The 17,700-nt window shown below is 66.1% G+C and carries 17 protein-coding genes; 7 read left to right on the top strand and 10 right to left on the bottom strand.

Annotation, left to right across the window (positions count from 1 at the left end):
* Positions 1-4 precede the first annotated feature (4 nt).
* The gene (locus WDJ57_RS02410; RefSeq protein ID WP_338903577.1) at positions 5-838 is read right to left on the bottom strand and encodes an MBL fold metallo-hydrolase; all 834 of its coding nucleotides are present in this window, start codon (positions 836-838) and stop codon (positions 5-7) included.
* Positions 839-924: 86 nt separating this feature from the next.
* Positions 925-1,317, bottom strand: a complete 393-nt coding sequence (locus WDJ57_RS02405; protein WP_338903576.1) for a YlbF family regulator — start codon at positions 1,315-1,317, stop codon at positions 925-927.
* A 129-nt stretch (positions 1,318-1,446) separates the two neighbouring features.
* Between WDJ57_RS02405 and dph2 the strand changes: the two genes are divergently transcribed.
* The 3 genes from dph2 (at position 1,447) to WDJ57_RS02390 (ending at position 3,736) form a co-directional block, all read left to right on the top strand.
* Complete coding sequence (dph2, locus tag WDJ57_RS02400; protein WP_338903574.1) at positions 1,447-2,502, top strand: diphthamide biosynthesis enzyme Dph2; 1,056 nt, start codon at positions 1,447-1,449, stop codon at positions 2,500-2,502.
* Between the two features lies 1 nt (position 2,503).
* The gene (locus WDJ57_RS02395; RefSeq protein WP_338903572.1) at positions 2,504-3,052 is read left to right on the top strand and encodes a class I SAM-dependent methyltransferase; all 549 of its coding nucleotides are present in this window, start codon (positions 2,504-2,506) and stop codon (positions 3,050-3,052) included.
* A 63-nt stretch (positions 3,053-3,115) separates the two neighbouring features.
* Complete coding sequence (locus tag WDJ57_RS02390; protein ID WP_338903570.1) at positions 3,116-3,736, top strand: METTL5 family protein; 621 nt, start codon at positions 3,116-3,118, stop codon at positions 3,734-3,736.
* Here WDJ57_RS02390 and WDJ57_RS02385 read toward each other — a convergent pair whose 3' ends face one another.
* Together WDJ57_RS02385 and WDJ57_RS02380 are read right to left on the bottom strand one after the other, a co-directional pair.
* Positions 3,737-5,377 (bottom strand): rhomboid family intramembrane serine protease, encoded by a 1,641-nt coding sequence (locus WDJ57_RS02385; protein WP_338903568.1) that lies wholly within the window; start codon positions 5,375-5,377, stop codon positions 3,737-3,739. It abuts the gene before it with no gap.
* Between the two features lie 51 nt (positions 5,378-5,428).
* Entirely contained in the window at positions 5,429-6,178 is a 750-nt protein-coding gene (locus WDJ57_RS02380; protein ID WP_338903565.1) for a hypothetical protein, read from the bottom strand.
* A gap of 144 nt (positions 6,179-6,322) precedes the next feature.
* On the opposite strand from WDJ57_RS02380, the gene WDJ57_RS02375 reads away from it, so the two are divergent.
* Entirely contained in the window at positions 6,323-7,768 is a 1,446-nt protein-coding gene (locus WDJ57_RS02375; RefSeq protein ID WP_338903563.1) for a hypothetical protein, read from the top strand.
* Positions 7,769-7,837: 69 nt separating this feature from the next.
* Positions 7,838-8,167: a hypothetical protein gene (locus WDJ57_RS02370; protein ID WP_338903561.1), complete on the top strand. Its 330-nt coding sequence runs from the start codon at positions 7,838-7,840 to the stop codon at positions 8,165-8,167.
* Here the strand turns inward: WDJ57_RS02370 and aglJ are convergent.
* Positions 8,164-9,213: an S-layer glycoprotein N-glycosyltransferase AglJ gene (gene aglJ, locus WDJ57_RS02365; RefSeq protein ID WP_338903559.1), complete on the bottom strand. Its 1,050-nt coding sequence runs from the start codon at positions 9,211-9,213 to the stop codon at positions 8,164-8,166. The genes WDJ57_RS02370 and aglJ overlap by 4 nt on opposite strands.
* Positions 9,214-9,541: 328 nt before the next feature.
* Here aglJ and WDJ57_RS02360 point away from each other — a divergent pair, with 328 nt between their 5' ends.
* Entirely contained in the window at positions 9,542-10,267 is a 726-nt protein-coding gene (locus WDJ57_RS02360; protein WP_338903557.1) for a helix-turn-helix domain-containing protein, read from the top strand.
* A 9-nt stretch (positions 10,268-10,276) separates the two neighbouring features.
* Here the strand turns inward: WDJ57_RS02360 and WDJ57_RS02355 are convergent, their stop codons facing one another.
* Genes WDJ57_RS02355 through WDJ57_RS02335 form a run of 5 tightly spaced genes read right to left on the bottom strand, consistent with a single transcriptional unit; the run spans position 10,277 to position 15,512 of the window.
* The gene (locus WDJ57_RS02355; RefSeq protein WP_338903554.1) at positions 10,277-11,020 is read right to left on the bottom strand and encodes an ABC transporter ATP-binding protein; all 744 of its coding nucleotides are present in this window, start codon (positions 11,018-11,020) and stop codon (positions 10,277-10,279) included.
* Positions 11,017-11,793 (bottom strand): ABC transporter ATP-binding protein, encoded by a 777-nt coding sequence (locus WDJ57_RS02350; protein WP_380630217.1) that lies wholly within the window; start codon positions 11,791-11,793, stop codon positions 11,017-11,019. The genes WDJ57_RS02355 and WDJ57_RS02350 overlap by 4 nt, the downstream gene beginning before the upstream one ends.
* Complete coding sequence (locus WDJ57_RS02345) at positions 11,793-13,001, bottom strand: branched-chain amino acid ABC transporter permease (RefSeq protein ID WP_338903549.1); 1,209 nt, start codon at positions 12,999-13,001, stop codon at positions 11,793-11,795. Before WDJ57_RS02345 ends, WDJ57_RS02350 begins: the two co-directional genes overlap by 1 nt.
* Positions 12,998-14,056: a branched-chain amino acid ABC transporter permease gene (locus WDJ57_RS02340; RefSeq protein WP_338903546.1), complete on the bottom strand. Its 1,059-nt coding sequence runs from the start codon at positions 14,054-14,056 to the stop codon at positions 12,998-13,000. The genes WDJ57_RS02345 and WDJ57_RS02340 overlap by 4 nt, the downstream gene beginning before the upstream one ends.
* Before the next feature lie 58 nt (positions 14,057-14,114).
* Complete coding sequence (locus tag WDJ57_RS02335) at positions 14,115-15,512, bottom strand: ABC transporter substrate-binding protein (protein WP_380630216.1); 1,398 nt, start codon at positions 15,510-15,512, stop codon at positions 14,115-14,117.
* Positions 15,513-15,810: 298 nt separating this feature from the next.
* Here WDJ57_RS02335 and WDJ57_RS02330 point away from each other — a divergent pair, with 298 nt between their 5' ends.
* Complete coding sequence (locus WDJ57_RS02330) at positions 15,811-17,676, top strand: DEAD/DEAH box helicase (RefSeq protein WP_380630180.1); 1,866 nt, start codon at positions 15,811-15,813, stop codon at positions 17,674-17,676.
* Positions 17,677-17,700 lie beyond the last annotated feature (24 nt).

Raw genomic sequence — 17,700 nt, 5'->3', positions numbered from 1 at the left:
GCGGTCAGACGTCGAGGCGGTCGCCGATTTCCACGATTTTCAGATTCGATGGGTGGTCGAAACTCCGGACGTGGTCGACGAGCGCCGTCGGGTCGGCGGTCAGCCCCTTCCACATGTCCCAGTGGGTCGGGACGAGCGTGTCCATCCCGACCTCCTGGGCCGCTTCGACCAGCATGTTCTCGTCGTTGTACCACTTCGTCCGCTTTGGCTCCCGGGTCTCCTTGTCGGGAATCATCCCGACGCTGCCGAAGGCCAGCACGCCCAGGTCGACGTCGTACTGCTCGCCGATATCTTCGAACGCACCCGGTCGGGCGTCGCCCCCGTGGAAGAACGTCCCCGACTGGTGCTCGACGACGTAGGAGACGGGGTGGGCCGCGTCGGGGTCGTTGGCCGGTTCGACGCGGACGGTCAGGTCGCCGATGCGCATCGCGTCGTCCTCGCTGACGCGTTCGAGTTGCCCCGGTTCGACGTCCCACTCGTCGAGCCATCCCTCCTCACGGACCACGTCGATGCTGGCGTCCGGTCCGTAGAAGCTCGCGTCGTGTGCCGCCAGAATCGGCCCCGCCGAAGGGCCGTGGACGTGGTCGGTGTGTTCGTGTGTCGCGAGGACGGCGTCGGCTTCCTCGACGTCCGCGGGGTCGAACGGCACCGGAATCATCCGCACGGTCCGGGGCGGGTCCCCTGTTCCGAGATACGGGTCGATGAACAGCGTGGTCCCGCTAGAACTTTTCAGCACGAAGCCGTTGCAGCCGAGATACCAGAGCGCCAGCCCGTCGGGGTCGGCGTCGGCGACGGCCCGGGGGAGCCAGTCGCCCCAGTCGCTGTGGACAGTCTCCATGGTACCCTCTCCGCCTGTCGGCGTCTAAAATCTGTGTATCCCTCAGTGGAGACGAACGCCGGGGCGTCGTCTGCCCGCCGCCCCTCTCAGTCCTGGCAGCAGCCGCCGGCCTTCTCGCCGAAGTCGACCGCCAGCGGTTCGCTGATGTGCTCGTTGAGCGCCTGGAGGCGCAGTTCCAGGTCGTTCTGTGCCTGCAGGAACTCGCGCATGACGGGGATGTCGTGGAGTTCCTCCTGGGCCTGCTGGAGCGTCCGCAGGTCCTCCTGTTCGGCCTGGCCGGTCTGGCGGGCCATCATGTACTCCTCGCGGATCTGTTCGAACTCGCGAATCTGCTCCTGGGCCTCCTCGTCTGCCTCGACGGCCGCCTTCGCCTCCTGGAACTCCTGGTAGACCGGCATCTCGGCGATCGCCTCGCCGAGTTCGCGGGCCGCGTCCTCGATGGTCTCCTCGGTGTCTGCCGTATCGGTCTCGATGCTCATTGCCACCGGATAGGGAGTGGTCGCCTAAAGGCTCTCCGATGCCGTGAGGGGCCGTGCGTCCGCCGCAACTCGCCACCCGGATAGCACGAAACGCCGTCGTTATACGCTCCGAGACGGTACGAAGGGGCAATGAGTCAGGACACCACGAACGGGCCCGAGGGCGACCTCCGGAACACGGGGATGGCCCTCAAACACGACCGGGAGTGGGATTACGAACTCGACCGCATCGCCGACGCCGTCTCCGAACGGGACGCCGACACGGTCGGCCTCCAGTTCCCCGAAGGGTTGAAACGGCGCGGTCCCGGCGTCGCCGACGACCTCCGCGAACTGCTCCCCGACGACGTGGCCGTGATGATATCCGGACAGCCCTGCTACGGTGCCTGCGACCTCGACACCTACCTGATGCGCCGGACCGACGTCTTCGTCCACTTCGGCCACTCGCCGATGAAGGAGTCGGACAGCATCATCTACGTCCCGCTCTTCTCGAACGTCGAGGTGTTCCCCATCATGGAGCGGTGTCTCGACGAGGAGCTGGCCCCGCCCGAGGAGGACCCGGACGTCGGCCTCGTCACCACCGCCCAGCACATGAACAAGTTCGACGAGATGCGGACGTTCCTCGAAGACCGCGGCTACACGGTCCACACCCGCCGCGGCGACGACCGCCTCACCCACGAGGGACAGGTGCTCGGCTGCAACTATGCGTCCGCGGAGGTCGACGCCGACCAGGTGCTGTACGTCGGCGGCGGCAAGTTCCACCCGCTCGGCCTCGCGATGGAACACCCCGAGAAGAAGGTGGTCATCGGCGACCCCGTCAACAACGTCGTGAAGATAGCCGACAACGAGAAGTTCATGAAACAGCGCTACGCCTCGGTCCACAAGGCGATGGACGCCGACACCTGGGGCGTCATCTTCTGCACCAAAATCGGCCAGGGCCGCTGGGAGCAGGCCCAGGAAATCGTCCAGAACAACGACGACGCCTACCTCATCACGATGGACGAGGTGACGCCGGACCGGCTGACGAACTTCGGGATGGACGCCTACGTGAACACTGGCTGTCCGCGCATCACGACCGACGACGGCCCGCAGTTCAAGAAGCCGATGCTCACGCCCGGCGAGTACGAGATCGCCATCGGCGAGAAACCGCTTGACGAACTGGAGTTCGACACCTTCCACGGGACCTGGTAAGATGGGCTTTCACACATTCGACGCGAGCCAGGCCGAGCGCCTGGACGACGTCTCGCGCTTTCGCTTTTGCTCGCGGGAGGAACTGCTCCAGCACCTGCCCCGCGACGGACGGATTCTGGACCTCGGCAGCGGGACGGGCTTCTACACCGGCGAAATCGCGCCGTTCGTCGACAGCGTGCTCGCGCTGGACGTCCAGCAGGAGATGCACGAGTTCCACCGCAAGAACGGCATGGAACCCAACGTCGTCCCGGTGACTGCCGAGGCCGAGGCGCTCCCGCTCACGGCGGATACCGCCGACGGTGCCTTCTCGACGATGACGTTCCACGAGTCGACGACCCCGGCGTCGCTGGCGGAGTTGCACCGCGTCCTCGCGCCGGGCGCTCCCCTCGTCGTCGTGGACTGGTCGGCCGAGGGCAACGGCGAGTCCGGCCCGCCGCGGAGCGAACGGTTCGACGCATCGCGTGCCCGGGACCTCCTCGGGGACGCCGGGTTCACCGTCGAGTTCGCCGCGGAGCGCTCGGAGACGTTCGCGACGCTCGCGCGGGCGTGACGACGTGAATTACTCTCGTTCATGCACCAAGATTTTTGTATTACGTGGAGGTATTGACTCTCGATGGCAACGAAGAGCGCGCTGACACAGCAACTCGGCGTGGTGGCCGGGTTCGACGACCCGCGGGTGGACCTGGAACAGTACCGGACGCCGCCGGAACTGGCCGCACACCTCGTTCACACGGCCGACCTCCAGGGCGACATCGAGGGTCGTACTGTCGTCGACCTCGGCTGTGGCACCGGGATGCTGGCGCTCGCGGCCGCGCTGCGCGGTCCCGAGACCGTCGTGGGCCTCGACATCGACCCCGCGCCCCTGTCGACCGCCCGGGAGAACGAGCGCCGGGTGGCGACCAGCAGTTCGGTCGCGTGGGTCCGCGGCGACGCCACCGCCGCGCCGCTGTGTCCGTCGGGGCCGACGACGGTCATCATGAACCCGCCCTTCGGCGCGCAGACCGGCAACGAACACGCCGACCGCGCATTCCTCTCGACGACGGCGGATATCGCCGACGTCTCCTACTCCATCCACAACGCCGACAGCGTCGACTTCGTGGAATCTTTCGCCGCCGACGAGGGCGGCGAGGTCACCCACGCATTCGCCGCGGAGTTCGAACTCCCGCGCGCGTTCGACCACCACGACAGCGACCGGGAGGAGATCGACGTGGAAGTGTTCCGCATCGAGTGGTAGTCACGAGCCCTGTCCGCGCCGGGCGATATCGATGCGCGTTCCATTGTCGAGCGCGCGCAACGTGTCGTCCGTCCTGTTGAACCGCAGTCCCGCCAGCGACGCGTTGCTCCCCGCGGACGGAATCGGGGCTGTCGCCAGCAGCGTCCCGTTTCGCCGGACAGCGACCTCGAACCCGGGGTCGACCGGCCGTATCTGGATTGTCCGGTTCGAGATGACCGCCGAGACGTTGGCCGGCTCCGACGTGAACACCTGTTTTGGCGGATCGCCCTCTTTGCGGACGAACACCTTGTAGGTGCTCCCGCCGCCCAGGACGTTCCAGCTAGAGCGGTTCACCACGACCGTCTCGCGCCAGCCGACGCCGCCCAGTGGGACGATGGCGTACCCCCGCACCGCCAGACGGCCGGCCGGGACGACGGCCTCCCACGCGTCCCGGTCCTCGCTCGTGACGACGACGCCGCTGGTGTTCACCTGCAACGAGTCCCGGAGCACCGGAATCTCGACGGCGGAGATGTACCTGTCGGGCACGTCCTCCACGTAGGTGACGGTGAAGTCGCGGACCTCGACCCCGGTGTCGGCCTCCGGCCCGGACGACACCGAGATGGCGTTGTAGGGGACCGAGACGAGCGCGAGCCCGAGCACGATACACAGCAACACCCCCGCGGCAGCCTCCCTGCGCTGGAGGTCGATGCGGGGGACGAGCGTGCGGTCCGACCGGGCGAGCGCGACGGCGACCACCGTCGCCAGGACGACGATTGCGGCCACACCGGCCGCCTGGAAGAGGACGTAGCGGGTGCTCGCGAGGTACCAGTACAGGGCATAGAGCGACTTCGTGGCGGTGAACACGAGCGCGGCGAACCAGACCCACCGGAGGCTGGGCCAGGCTTCGCGCCGGCGGACCACGTAGATGCCCAGCAGGATGCCGATGAGCAGCCCCATCGCGTGGCCCTGCACGGCGATGTCGGCCCAGAACGGCGTGACGAACTGCTGGCGTCCCTCCGTGACGACGACGGGGCTCTCCAGGGCCCGCCAGGCCAGTCTGACCACGCGCTCGCCGAGGAGCGCGAACACCGCGAGCACCGGCTTCGTCACCAGAGCGAACCCGCCGAAGGCGAAGACGACGCCGGAGAATCCGATGAGCGCCCCGGGAATGAACACGCTCGTGATGACGCCGACGACGAAGACGCCGACGACGAAGGCTGCGATGCGGGCGAACGGGTTCGTCCGCCAGGAGCCGAACGAGTGGCTACCTCGTTCGGTCGCGTAGTGACTCCAGGCGTACTCTGCGACGGGTGCGAACGCCAGCGTCGAGAGGAGGTTCCCGGTGATGTGTCCCTCGTTGGCGTGCGAGAAGGGGGCCAGGACCAGGCCGAACGGGTACGAGAAAGACCACGAGCGGAAGGCGACGACCACGGGGCCGCCGCGCTGGCCGCCGCCCTGGAGCAGGAAGTACACCCCGAGGACGCCCAGTACCACGATGAGCGTGCCCCACGGGACGCCGAGAACGAACCGGCGACGGAGTCTGTCGGTGAGCGGCCGGAGGCCGCCCGCTCGCACGAGGACGTACGCTGCGTAGGCGAGACCGGCGGCCAGAGCCCACAGACTCAGCGCCTCCAGCAGCGATTCATCCAGCGGAAGCTGCACAGCGCCCCCTTCTCACCGGAGTGGATTATGTTTACCGCTGCCGGCGACGGCTCACTCGACGTCGTCGGGGGACTCCCCGCTGCCAGCCGGGTCGGGTCCGGTCTCGGCCACGCCCGACGCGGTGTCGGCCTGCCCGGCCTTCGTGAACAGCCGCCGCCGTCGGTAGAGATACAGCACCGCAAAGAGCACGTTCGCGGGTATCAGCACCATCACCATGATGGGCCAGTGATAGCCGTCCATCACCCAGCCCGTCCCCGTTCCGTCCAGCCTGCTCGTCACGTACCGCAGGTCGAACACGTTGGCTGCGAGGCCGAAGCCGACGGTGCCCAGCGACACGACGGCCAGGAGGCTCGCGAGGAGGCCCTCGGGGCCGTCGAACAGGCCTTCGTACACCATCGTCGACACGGCGGCGACGCCGGCGGCGGAGACGGTTGCCAGCTTCCAGCGCGCCGTCGGTCCCGGCGTCGTCACGGATTCCTGCCGCCGGAGAATGTAGGCAGCGGCGACGCCGACGTTGACTCCGAGCAGGGCCACACCGAATACCCAGAACGGCCACCGCGGCTGCCACCAGCCGCCGGCCGAGCGGGCGTCTATCACGACGGCGAGTGCCGCAACCCCCGACAGCGCGAGCACCAGCGTCGGGAGGAACGACGGTGCCGCGACGGTGCTATTGTCGGCGGCCAGACTCCACACCATCAGGACCGTCTGGACCGCGAGCGTCCCGGCGAGAACGAGCAGCAACGGCGACGGGAGCCCTCCTTCCGCCGGGTCATCGGGCCAGTCGGACTCGGAACCGGTCACCGGCGGTCACCCCTCGAAGACGACACCGTGATGGCGACTGCAGTGTTTCCGCTCATTGTCGGTGATTCGCACCCGTTGTGTGATGAAGGTTCCCCACGACCATCGAACCCAATGATTAAGCAATCCTGTCTTCCTTAATGTTGTATGGGAGACACTTCCGACATCTCCGAGGAAGTCGAAGAGACTCTCCGGGACCACCAGCAGGTTTCGGATGCGCAAGGGGAGGTCGTCGTGAGCGAAACGGAGGGATACGTCGGCGACAGCGTGACGATCCGGGGACGAGGGCTCCCGACCGACGAGTTCTTCGAGGTCCGCTGGCACTCCCTTGAGGGATCCTGGGGCGTCGTGCAGGCAAACGAGATCGTCGGCCCGCAGTACGAGCCCCGGAGCGAAGCCATCGCCACCGTCCGGACAGACGACGACGGTACCTTCGTCGAGGAGTGGGCGGTGCCGGAGGACTTCGGCGGCAGCCACAGGATGGAGCTCCAGAACCGGGCCGGCGAACCTGTCGCGGTGACGGAGTACACCATCATACCCTGGTTCGAACTCGACAGAACGGAGGCACCGCTGGGCGAGACGTTCACCATCGTCGGGTACGGACTCGGGAGTAACGTCCTCCAGACGAACTATCAGGTCACCTGGGACAACGGGAACGTCGGATTCATGACGGGCGTGATGAACCGCGGCACTGCGACGGCCAGAATCAGGGCCGCCGGTCCCGTCGGCCCGCACAACATCCAGGTCTGGCGCAATCACCGGGGCGTGCCCTTTCTGCAGAACAACACCCAGTCGCCGTACGGCCCGGTCGCCGGGGGACGCCAGTCCGCCTGGACCGTCGAGGTGACCGAACCCGAGTCCGAGCCACCGGAGGCCTGGATGGACGAGTTGCTCCCGGAGAACCCTATCGACCTGCACTACCCGGATCTCGACGAGGACACGCCCGCTGAACTGGAGATTACCCCGAACTCGGGCCAGGCCGGAACGACCGCAATACTCGCTGGGTCGGGTTTCCCGGCACACACCGAGGTTGACCTGGTCTGGTACCGCCACAAGGGACACCGGGTCAAGGGTATCCCCATCACGCCGGAGCCGAGACCGGACGTGTTACCGACCGTCGTCACCGACGCGAACGGTTCTTTCGAGCGAGAGGTGGAGATTCCGAGGGATGTCGGGGCGACCCGACCCATCACGGCCGAGGTTGACGGCCGTTCGGTCGCCGTAACCGGGTTCATGATGCAGCCGTCCATCGGCAAGATAGAGCCCACGGAAGGACCGGTCGGCACCGACATCACTATCGAACTCTGTGGTGTCGGATGGACCGAGTACGAAAACGCGCAGTACTTCGTCTACGACAACGACCCGGTGGGGTACGTCTGTGGCGTCGACGACGATGACGAACCGGGCGTCACCCGGACGGTGCTCAAAGCCAGCGGGGAGCCCGGCTATCACTTCATCGACGTCTATCCCTCTCTCTTCCGGACGAAAGACGACGAACCCGAGTTCGAGGTCAGACCCCATCTCTCGTATCTCGAGAACCATCCCGTCCGTCCGCTACCGGCCTTGCACTTTACATTCGAAGTCACGGAGTAGGTTCCTTGGCTGGCCGCGCGCTCCCGGAACCCGATGGCTTTTCGGGTTAGGCATCCGTGAAGTCACACGATGGGAGTTCAGCCGCCGACAGACGACATCGACGACGGCCCGGAGGTCGTGGAGTTCGGCATCGCCGCACTCGACGCGCGCATCAGCGAACTGCCGGTCGAGTTCCCGGTCGAGAGCGGGACGCTGGCCTCGGAGTACGGCGACCTGTCGGTCCCTGTCGACGCCGCGGGGAACGAACTGCGGCTGGCCGACGCCCTCTCCGAGACGCCGCGCCAGCGCTTCGAGAACGAGCAGGAACTGCTGAACGCGTTGCACCCGGTCTTCGAGAAGCGACGCGAGAACGCATCCCGGAGCATCCTGGCACAGCTCCGGGCGCTGGTCCCCTTCTAGTCGCGGACGCTCGCGCCGTCGCCCTCGGCCGGCTCCCGTTCCTCGCCAGCGAGGCGACTCCGGCCGCCCTGTTCCTCTCCGGCGGCCGCGTCGGTCTCACGTCCGCTTTCCTTCGGCGGGGTGGCGTCGAGTTCGGCCGCGAGTCGCTCTATCTGGCGCGTCTGCTCGCGGTTGAGCGCCACAATCATGTCCGACAGGACGCCGAACATCAGCAACTGGATGCCGAAGAGGATGCCGACGCCGGCGATGAAGGCGAGCACCTCGTGGGAGATGCCCCGCGTGAACCACTCGACGCCGACGTAGGCGGCCAGCACGAGGCCGGCGAGCGTGCTGAGCGAGCCGACGCTGCCGAAGTAAAAGAGCGGGTTGTTGGTCTTTGCCATCTGGTACAGCGTCGTCAGGATGACCGCACCGTCGCGGAACGGGCGGAGGTTCGTCTCAGACTCGTCGGGGCGGGGTTCGTACGTGATCGGGACGACGGCCGTCTCGACGCCGTGTTTGACGCACTCGACGGACATCTCCGTCTCGATGCCGAACCCGTCGGCCGTCAGCGAGAGCCGACGGGCCGACCGGGTGGTGAACGCGCGGTACCCGCTGAGGATGTCCTGGAGGTCGCGCCCGTGGATGAACGCGAACGCCCGGTTGATGATGCGGTTGCCGACCTGGTTCAGCGACGACATCGCGCCGGGTTTCATGTTCGCGAAGCGGTCGCCGATGACGTGTTCGGCATCGCCGGCGAACAGGGGCGCGAGCATCTCCCGCGCCTCGTCCGGGCGGTAGGTGGCGTCGCCGTCCGCCATCAGCACGTACGGGCGCTCGATGAGCCCGATGGCCTCACGGACCGCCTGCCCCTTGCCGCTCCCGGACTGCTCGACGACGCGTGCCCCCGCCTCGCGCGCGATTCGGGGCGTCTCGTCGGTCGAGCCCCCGTCGATGACCAGCACGTGGTCGAACCCCTCGGCGACGAAGCCGCTCACCACGTCCCCGATAGTGGCCGCCTCGTTGTAGGTCGGAATGAGTATGCACACGTCGTCGGCGTCGACCATCGTCATCCACTAAGCCACTACCCGGGAAAAAGTTGGGTGGTCGGCGCCCGCCGGCTCTGGTGATAGCAAAGTGATAGAAACGGCGGGCCACGCAGTCCGTCCCGACCGAAGCGACGCCTCGTTTGGGGGTCGCAGATGGGCAGAGACACACGAATCAAACGCACGGTTGCTATGTGAACCCGCTACAGGAATCTACGGGAGAGCGGAGCTAACCGCCGAAATCGGTTAATTCCGTCGTAGGTACTATAATGGCCGATTATTCGGGTTCCGGAAGGCAAGTCTTAATTGAAGGGCTACCATGTTATGGTGCAACACGGGGACCTCGAACATGCTATCGATGGAAGTGGACATGGTACAGTACGACTGTCCGTATATTGATACGACAGACGACTACGACATCTCCTTCTTCACGAAGCAGTGGGACTTCAACGCCGCCAGGGACATCCTGGAGACGCGCATCATGGCGACGGGCACGACGCCGAAGGCGCTCGACCGCGGACTGGACGGCCTCCGGGACCACCAGAACATGCGCAACTTCGAGTTGCTCCACCGGAAGGGGGAGAAGGCACTCATCCGGTCCCAAATCGGCGAGACGAAGGCCATGGAGGCCATCAGAAACAACAACGGCTACATCACCGGCCCCTTCGAGATTCGCGACGGCAGCGAGATGTGGCGGGTCGGTTTCGACAGCAAGCGCGTCTCCGAGGACGCCCTCTCGGAACTGGACCGCCACAACGACTTCACCGTCGAGTCCCGCGAGACCGTCGACCTGGAGGACTACTACGACGTCCTCCAGAACGTCGACGTCGCCGGCGGGATGCTCGACAGGTGCCGCGACCTCTCGACGGTCGAGCGCGAGACGCTCGTCACGGCCGTCGAGGAGGGCTACTTCACCAGGCCGCGGGAGGCCGACCTCTCCACGCTGGCCGACGAGTTCGACATCTCGAAGACGGCCGTCTCGAAGAACCTCCGGCGGAGCCAGCGCAAGGTCCTCGGCGAGGTTGTCGAGGCGATCGAGGCCGTCGAAGAACGGAGTGTGGGCAGTCGTCGGTGACGCCGGGAACTATCCTTCCTGACCGCTTCCCTGCATCAGTTCCTGGACTGCCCGCCGCTGGGAGACTTCCTGGGGGTCGCCGCTGTCGAATATCTCGCCGCGCTCGATGACGTAGAGTTCGTCCACTATCTCGGGGATGTGCTGGACGTTCGACTCCGCGATGAGAACGGCGATGCCGCGGTCGTTTATCTCACGGATGTACTCCTTGAGCCGTTCGACGATGATGGGGGCCAGGCCCTCCAGCGGTTCGTCGAGGATGAGCAGGTCCGGCTTCAGCGCCAGCGCACGGCCGATGGAGACCATCTTCGCCTGTCCGCCGCTGAGGTTTTCGACTTTGGCCTCGCGGCGGTCGCCCAGTTCCTCGAAGATGTCGTAGACGTCCTCGACGGCCGCGTCCTCGTCCTCGATACCGCGCTTCTTGCCCAGCGTCCAGATCGGCATCCGGAAGTTCTCGTCGATGGTCATCCCGGTGAACAGTTTGCGGTCCTCCGGCTGGTAGCCGATACCGCGCTGGGGAATCTGCTCGGGACGCAGGTCGGTCAGTTCCTCGCCCCTGAACTGGATGGAACCAGAGAGGACTTCGGCCAGGCCCATCACGGAACGGAACGTGGTCGTCTTGCCCGCGCCGTTGCGGCCGACGTAGCCGACCGCGCTGCTCTCTTGCACCTCGAAGTCGACGTTCTGGGTGACCTGGAACCCCTCGACGGCGGCGTCGAGTCCGCTGACGCGCAGCAGGGTGTCGTCCGCGCTCATTCTTCCACCCCCAGCAGGAGGCGGCGGAGTTTCTGGTCGGTCTCCAGCATCGAGGGCGGCCCCTCGCCGTGGACCGACCCCTGGTGCAGCGCGATGACGCGGTCGGCGTACCCCTTCACGAGGTCCATGTCGTGTTCGATTGTCACGGTCGTCACATTCTGCTGCTCGCTCACTTCGACGATCGTCTCGATGACGTAGTCCGTCTCCTGCGATGAGACGCCGGAGGTCGGTTCGTCGAGCAGGAGGTAGTTCGGCTCCAGCGCGAACGACATCGCCACGTCGAGCAGTTTGCGGTCGCCATGTGGTAGTTCCTCCGCGATGGTGTGTTCGGCGTCCTCCAGACGGAACTGCGTGAGGAGGTCGTCGATTTTCGACTCGACTTCCTCGTGTTCGTCCGACAGCGAGAACAGCCCGCTCAACGCTCCGCGGGGGGTCCAGCCGCCGGTCATCTGCTCCTTGATGAGGATGGCCGTCCGGATGTTCTCGCGGACGGTCATCTCCTCGAAGACCTTCACGACCTGAAAGCTCCTGACGAGTCCCTTGTGGACGCGCTCGTCCGGGCGCATGGCCGTGATCTCCTCGCCGTCGAGAATCACCTCGCCCTCGTCGGGCTCCAGCAGTCCGGTCAGGAGGTTGATGAGCGTCGACTTGCCGGCTCCGTTGGGACCGACGATAAAGACGAGTTCCCCCTCCTCGCGTCCGAACTCGACGGAGACGTCGTCCGTCGCCGTGATGTTGCCGAAGGACTTCTGGAGTCCGTTCGCTTCCAGCATCATTTCACCCCCATGATGAGGATGCGCACGTTGTCCGCCGCGCGCTTGACCATGTTCATCAGTCCGTTCCCTGCCCGTCGACTCCAGGGCCCGATTACGCCTGGGTTCCGAAGCAGTTCCCGGACACCCTCGTAGACGCGTCCGCCGGGTTTCAGCGACCCGACGATGCCGCTCGGGAAGGCGAAGACGATTATCAGCAGGACGGCACCCGTGATGAGGCGGCCGACCTCCTTCTCGCCCGCGGGACCCGTCAGCACGACGTCGCTGGCGACGTTCGAGAGCGTCTCGAAGACGATACCGCCGACGAACGGGCCGGTCAGCGTCTTGAATCCGCCGAGGATGGCGATGTAGAGGATGTCGCCGGAGACGAACACCTGCAGGGTGCTGCCCGGGTCGATAGTCGTGCTGAAGAACAGGGCATAGAGCGCGCCGGCGATGCCGCCGTAGATGCCGGAGATGATGAACGCCGCCCAGACGTACCGTTTGACCGGCAGTCCGAGGAAGCGCGCGCGGGTCCGCTGCTGGCCGATGGCGTCCAGCGCGTTGCCGAAGGGCGACCGGACGATGCGGAACATCACGAGCAGCGAGAGGACCACCAGCACGATGGTAATCCAGAACAGTATCGTGTTGGGAACCTCCTGGCCGTTCAGGAAGATGCCCCCGAGGTGCGGATACTGTTCGTTGATGGAGACGCCGGCCTGACCCGTCAGCGCGTTCAGCCCGTCGGTCCCGCCGAGTTCCTGTATCCCGACGGGTATCGAGTAGATGAGTTGGCCGAAGGCAAGCGTCACCAGCGCGAAGTACAGCCCCTCGTGGGGGAGGGTGAAGTAGCCGATGAGCGTGGCCATCAGCGTCGCCGCGACGATGGCGACGACTATCAGCACCACCGCGGACTGGACGTTCAGTAGCTGGACCATGATAGCGGTGGTGTACGCGGCAGTCCCGAAGAAGGCCGCATGGCCGAACGAGACCAGGTCGGTGTGGCGCAACAGCAGGTTCAGTCCGACCGCCGCCAGGCCGAGCACCATCCCGCGGTAGATGGGGCGGATGCGAATCGGCAGGTCCCCGGTGTTGCGCGCGATGGCTGGCAGGACGAAGAGGAAGCCGATAGCGCCCAGCAGGAGCAGGAGGCGCAGCGGCGTGAGCTCCAGTCCCTTCATCACTCGAATCTTCAGCTGTCCGTCCTCGCGTGTGAGTCCTGGCGTCACGTGCGCTCACCCCAGCTACCAAAGAGTCCTTCCGGTTTGACGAGCAGAATCAGCACCATCACCGCGAAGGGTGCCGCGGTCTGGAAGTCGGGATTGATGACTATCATCCAGTTTTGCAGGATGCCGACGACGACGGCGCCGACGAGTGCACCGCGCAGACTGCCGAGGCCGCCGACGACGATGACGACAAAGGAGAGGACGAGCGCCTGCTCGCCCATCCCGGTCTGTGCGCGCGTGATGACGAACTGCATCGCGCCCGCGAAGCCGGCGAGGAACGCGCCGAGCGCGAAGACGAGCGTGAACGTCCGGTCGGTGCTGACGCCGAGCGCGGTCGCCATCTCGCGGTCGATGGCCGTCGCGCGCATGATGCGCCCGGTCTTCGTCCGTCCGAAGAACCAGAACAGCGCGAGGCCGAGGCCGAGGCTGACGAGAATCACCATCAACACCAGTGTCGGGATGTTCCCGAACCCGATGATATCGAACGACGGGATGTCGTTGATCGCCTGTATCGTCGCGAACGCGGGTTGCTGGGGGTCGCTCCCCCAGACGAGTTCGACGACGTCGGCGATGATGAGCAACAGTGCGAACGTCAGGACGAGCTGGTACACCTGCGCCCGGTCGTAAATCGGCCGGATGAGCGTCGTTTCGATGAGCGCGCCGATTGGAACCATTATCAGCGCGGCGATCAACGCGACCAGTATCAACACGAGGACGAACCCGAACGACGCTACTGGCGAGAACGACGTCGGTGGGGAGAAGATCGCGTTCGCTCCCGTGCCGACGAGGTACCCGCCGACCGAGGACGCGACGAACGCCCCCAGCGCGTATAGTTCCCCGTGTGCCAGGTTCAGCACGTCGAGAATGCCGAGAATCACTGTCAGCCCGGATGCGATCAGGAACAGGACGAATCCAGCCTGAATCCCGTTGATAGTCTGGGTGATGAACCGTTCGGGCTGCAACAGGTCGCCGATAGTCAACGGCGCATCGAGTACCGCGTTGAGCGTCTGTACTGCGACAGATGTCGGTTCAAGTAGTTCTGTACCAATTGGAGCCATGAGTTTTCATTTCGTATCAGTCTGTGTGAACCGTGACGAGAGGCCGAATGCAGGGGTGCTAGCCCCAGCTGTTCAGCCAGTCGAGCGACGAGATCTCGTAGGCCGAGCCCTGCGGTGGCGGCGAGATGGACTTCACGGGGTAGGTGTTGACGTCGGTGAGAATCGGCGCGTCCAGGTCGCTGTCCCACTCCATGACGCCGGCGTAGCCGGGGCCACGACCCTGGTGGTCCTGCCCCATCTGGTAGAAGCCGCCGGGCGTGTAGAAGGCGTGCTCTTCCAGCGTCCGCGATATCTCCTCCTGGGACGGGTAGCCGCCCAGCTGGTCGATGGCCTTCTCGACGGCCGTCGCCCAGGCGGTGACCGCGCCGTAGCCGCTCATGTAGTGGGCCGTCGGGACGCTGATACCCTCCTGCTGGCGCGCCTCCTCGAAGAAGGTTCGGCCGGCCTCCGTGCGGTTGAGCGGCGGCACGCCCCAGTAGTAGTTCCGCGACCCGCTGAGAATCGTCCCGGTCTCGACGCCGGTGACGACCTCCTCGTCGATGGCGTCGGCGGAGCCGTAGAAGACCGGGCCGACGATTGCCTCGATGCTGTCGAACATGTTGCGCTGGAACGCCTGCGACAGCAGCGTCGAGGCGTCGCCGCCCCAGCAACTGGAGAAGACGAGGTCCGGCTGTTCGCTGTTGACGCTGGAGATGTGCGTCGAGAAGTCGTCCGCGAGCAGGTCCGGGAAGCCGGAGTAGACGACTTCGGCACCGGTGACGCCCTGGACGGCCGTCCGGAAGATCTCCATCTCGTCCTGGCCGAACGCGTAGTTGGGGTTGATGCCCGCGACCGTGTCGATGTTGTCCGCGCCGATGCGCTCGATGGCCTCCAGCGTCGACGTCGTCGCCTCCATCACGTCGTAGTTCTGGAAGCGGAACGAGTACGTCGGGTCGGCGACCGTCTCCTCGTACAGCGTCGTGACCGTCCCGTCGGTCCCGACGTTGATGACCTGGGAGGACTCGATTTCGGGAGCCAGCGACTCGTGAGTCCCGCTGGAGATGGGGCCGAAGGTGACGTCCTTGCCCTCCTCGATGAACTGGTTGTACTTGTCGACCGCCTCGGAGCCCTCGTCGACGACGTCGAGGTTGACCTGCCGCCGGCCGGCGATGCCGCCGTTCTCGTTTATCTTCTCGACTGCCTTCTCGGCCCCGCGCACGGCCTGCTGGCCGAGGACCGCCGCCGCGCCCTGCGTGAACGAGAGGAGACCGGCCTCAAGCGGGTCCGAGGACACCGTGCCGCCGCCGGTCGAACCGCCGTCGCCGCCGTCACCCCCGTCGTCACCGTCGCCGCCGAGCAGTGCCGAACAGCCCGCGAGTGCCGCCGTCGCTGCCGACACGCCCGCTGCCTTCAGTACGGTCCGTCGCCGCACGCTGTCGCCCCCCGTCTGCCCGCCGGGGTCCTGGTTGCTGTCCATCCGTCCGTCCGCAGTTTCTGGTTCGTCTGTCATTGATGTCTCCTGTGGTCGTGTCCCGTCAACTGACTGCTCTCGATGTCCAACAGCGACCCGTGGCCGCTGTTGCTATACTATAACAGACCCCTCTCGTGGGTGTAGTGTCTGGTTTATATATCAATTGAGCTTGCGTTACGTTACCAAATAAATATTTCTCACATAGAAGTAAGTACACCTTAGAGACACTATCTGGCCGTTTCGTAACGGGCTGAACGACGGTGTCCGGGACGGTCAGGCGGCCGAGGCCGCGGACGCAACGCGTTTGTGCGCCGCGCGACTAGAACGGGTAGTGAGTGACGAGGACACCGAGACGGACGGTGCGAGCGAGCCGGCGGACGCGTTCTACAGTGCGCTCGAAGCGCTGGAGCAGCCGCTGGTGACGGCGACGCGGTACGGGCAACTGCGCGACCTGAGCCAGGCCGAGGCGGAGGACAGCCTCCAGGGGCTGGCAGACGCGGGCGTCGTCGAGCGGGTGGACGTCTCGACGGACCCCGTCGTCTGGTATCCCAGTGCCTGGCAGCGGCTGACCGACCGCGAGCGGGTCATCCTCTTCCCCGAGCGCCGCCAGCTCGTGGTCGACGAACCCGCACAGTTCACCCGCGCACAGCTGTCGCAGTTCGCCCACCTCGTCGACACGACGGGGTCGGGCGCGTACATGTACGAGATACGCCGCGAGGACGTCTGGCAGGCCCCCTACGACAGCTTCGAGGAACTGCTGGCGACGGTCCGGGACGTGCTCCCCGAGCGCTCGGAGCACCTCGAAGACTGGATAGAGGAGCAGTGGAAGCGTGCCAACCAGTTCACCTTGCGCACGCACGAGGACGGCTACGTCGTGCTGGAGGCCGCCTCGGCGGACCTGATGGGCAACGTCGCCCGGCAGGAACTGGACGAGGACCACCTGCGCGCACCCATCTCCGAGACGGAGAGCTGGGTCGCCGAGGACGCGGTGGCGTCGGTCAAGCGCATCCTCTACGAGGCGGGGTATCCCGTCCGCGACGAGCGCGACCTGGAGACCGGCGAGAACCTGCCGATGGACCTGGAACTGGACCTGCGCGAGTACCAGCACGAGTGGGTCTCGCAGTTCCTCGAAACCCGGTCCGGCGTCCTCGTCGGGCCGCCGGGCAGCGGCAAGACGGTGGCTGCGATGGGAATTCTCGCGGCTATCGAGGGCGAGACGCTGATTCTCGTGCCCGGCCGCGAACTCGCCGGGCAGTGGCGCGACGAACTGCTGGCACACACCACGCTGCGCGCGGACCAGGTCGGCGAGTACCACGGCGGCGAGAAGAACGTCCGGCCGGTCACCATCGCCACCTACCGCACCGCAGGGATGGACCGGCACCGACAGCTGTTCGACAGCCGGGAGTGGGGCCTCATCGTCTACGACGAGGTCCACCACATCCCCGCGGACGTCCACCGGCGCAGCGCGGACCTCCAGACCCGACATCGGCTGGGCCTGTCCTCGACGCCGGTCCGCGAGGACGACCGCGAGACCGAAATCTACACGCTCATCGGACCACCCATCGGCACGGACTGGGACTCGCTGTTCGACGCCGGGTTCGTCGCCGAGCCCGAAGTCGAAATCCGCTACGTGCCCTGGGCCAGCGAGGACGTGCAAAACGAGTACGTCAGCTCCGAGGGCCACGAACGGCGGCAACTGGCCGCGTCGAACCCGGCCAAACGCGAGGAGATACGCCACCTCCTCTCGCGACACCCCGAGGAGAAGGCGCTGGTCTTCGTGGAGTACTTAGACCAGGGCAGGGAGATTGCCGCCGACCTCGACGTCCCCTTCATCAACGGGGAGATGCCACACCACCGACGGCAGAAGCTCTTCGAGCGGTTCCGGACCGGCGACCTCCGGACGCTGGTCGTCTCGCGCGTCGGCGACGAGGGCATCGACCTGCCGGACGCGGAACTGGCAATCGTGGCGTCGGGACTGGGCGGGTCGCGCCGCCAGGGGGCACAGCGGGCCGGCCGGACGATGCGGCCGACCGGGCGCGCGCGCATGTTCGTCCTCGCGACCCGGGGGACCCGCGAGGAGGACTTCGCGCGCCGGCGGATGCGACACCTCTCGGAGAAGGGTGTGAAGGTGACCGACCGCGACGCCGAGACGGTCGACGGGGACGCGTAGGCGTCCGGGGCCGACCTGACGCCC

Source organism: Salinibaculum sp. SYNS191, assembly GCF_037338445.1.
In the GTDB taxonomy this organism is placed as follows: domain Archaea; phylum Halobacteriota; class Halobacteria; order Halobacteriales; family Haloarculaceae; genus Salinibaculum; species Salinibaculum marinum.
This window is presented reverse-complemented; position numbering and strand designations above follow the sequence as displayed.

Bases quoted from the DNA above. Each gene is read 5' to 3' on its own strand.
- WDJ57_RS02410 (WP_338903577.1), bottom strand. From the start codon at position 838: ATGGAGACTGTCCACAGCGACTGGGGCGACTGGCTCCCCCGGGCCGTC.
- WDJ57_RS02405 (WP_338903576.1), bottom strand. From the start codon at position 1,317: ATGAGCATCGAGACCGATACGGCAGACACCGAGGAGACCATCGAGGAC.
- dph2 (WP_338903574.1), top strand. From the start codon at position 1,447: ATGAGTCAGGACACCACGAACGGGCCCGAGGGCGACCTCCGGAACACG.
- WDJ57_RS02395 (WP_338903572.1), top strand. From the start codon at position 2,504: ATGGGCTTTCACACATTCGACGCGAGCCAGGCCGAGCGCCTGGACGAC.
- WDJ57_RS02390 (WP_338903570.1), top strand. From the start codon at position 3,116: ATGGCAACGAAGAGCGCGCTGACACAGCAACTCGGCGTGGTGGCCGGG.
- WDJ57_RS02375 (WP_338903563.1), top strand. From the start codon at position 6,323: ATGGGAGACACTTCCGACATCTCCGAGGAAGTCGAAGAGACTCTCCGG.
- WDJ57_RS02370 (WP_338903561.1), top strand. From the start codon at position 7,838: ATGGGAGTTCAGCCGCCGACAGACGACATCGACGACGGCCCGGAGGTC.
- aglJ (WP_338903559.1), bottom strand. From the start codon at position 9,213: ATGGTCGACGCCGACGACGTGTGCATACTCATTCCGACCTACAACGAG.
- WDJ57_RS02360 (WP_338903557.1), top strand. From the start codon at position 9,542: ATGCTATCGATGGAAGTGGACATGGTACAGTACGACTGTCCGTATATT.
- WDJ57_RS02355 (WP_338903554.1), bottom strand. From the start codon at position 11,020: ATGAGCGCGGACGACACCCTGCTGCGCGTCAGCGGACTCGACGCCGCC.
- WDJ57_RS02350 (WP_380630217.1), bottom strand. From the start codon at position 11,793: ATGCTGGAAGCGAACGGACTCCAGAAGTCCTTCGGCAACATCACGGCG.
- WDJ57_RS02340 (WP_338903546.1), bottom strand. From the start codon at position 14,056: ATGGCTCCAATTGGTACAGAACTACTTGAACCGACATCTGTCGCAGTA.
- WDJ57_RS02335 (WP_380630216.1), bottom strand. From the start codon at position 15,512: ATGGACAGCAACCAGGACCCCGGCGGGCAGACGGGGGGCGACAGCGTG.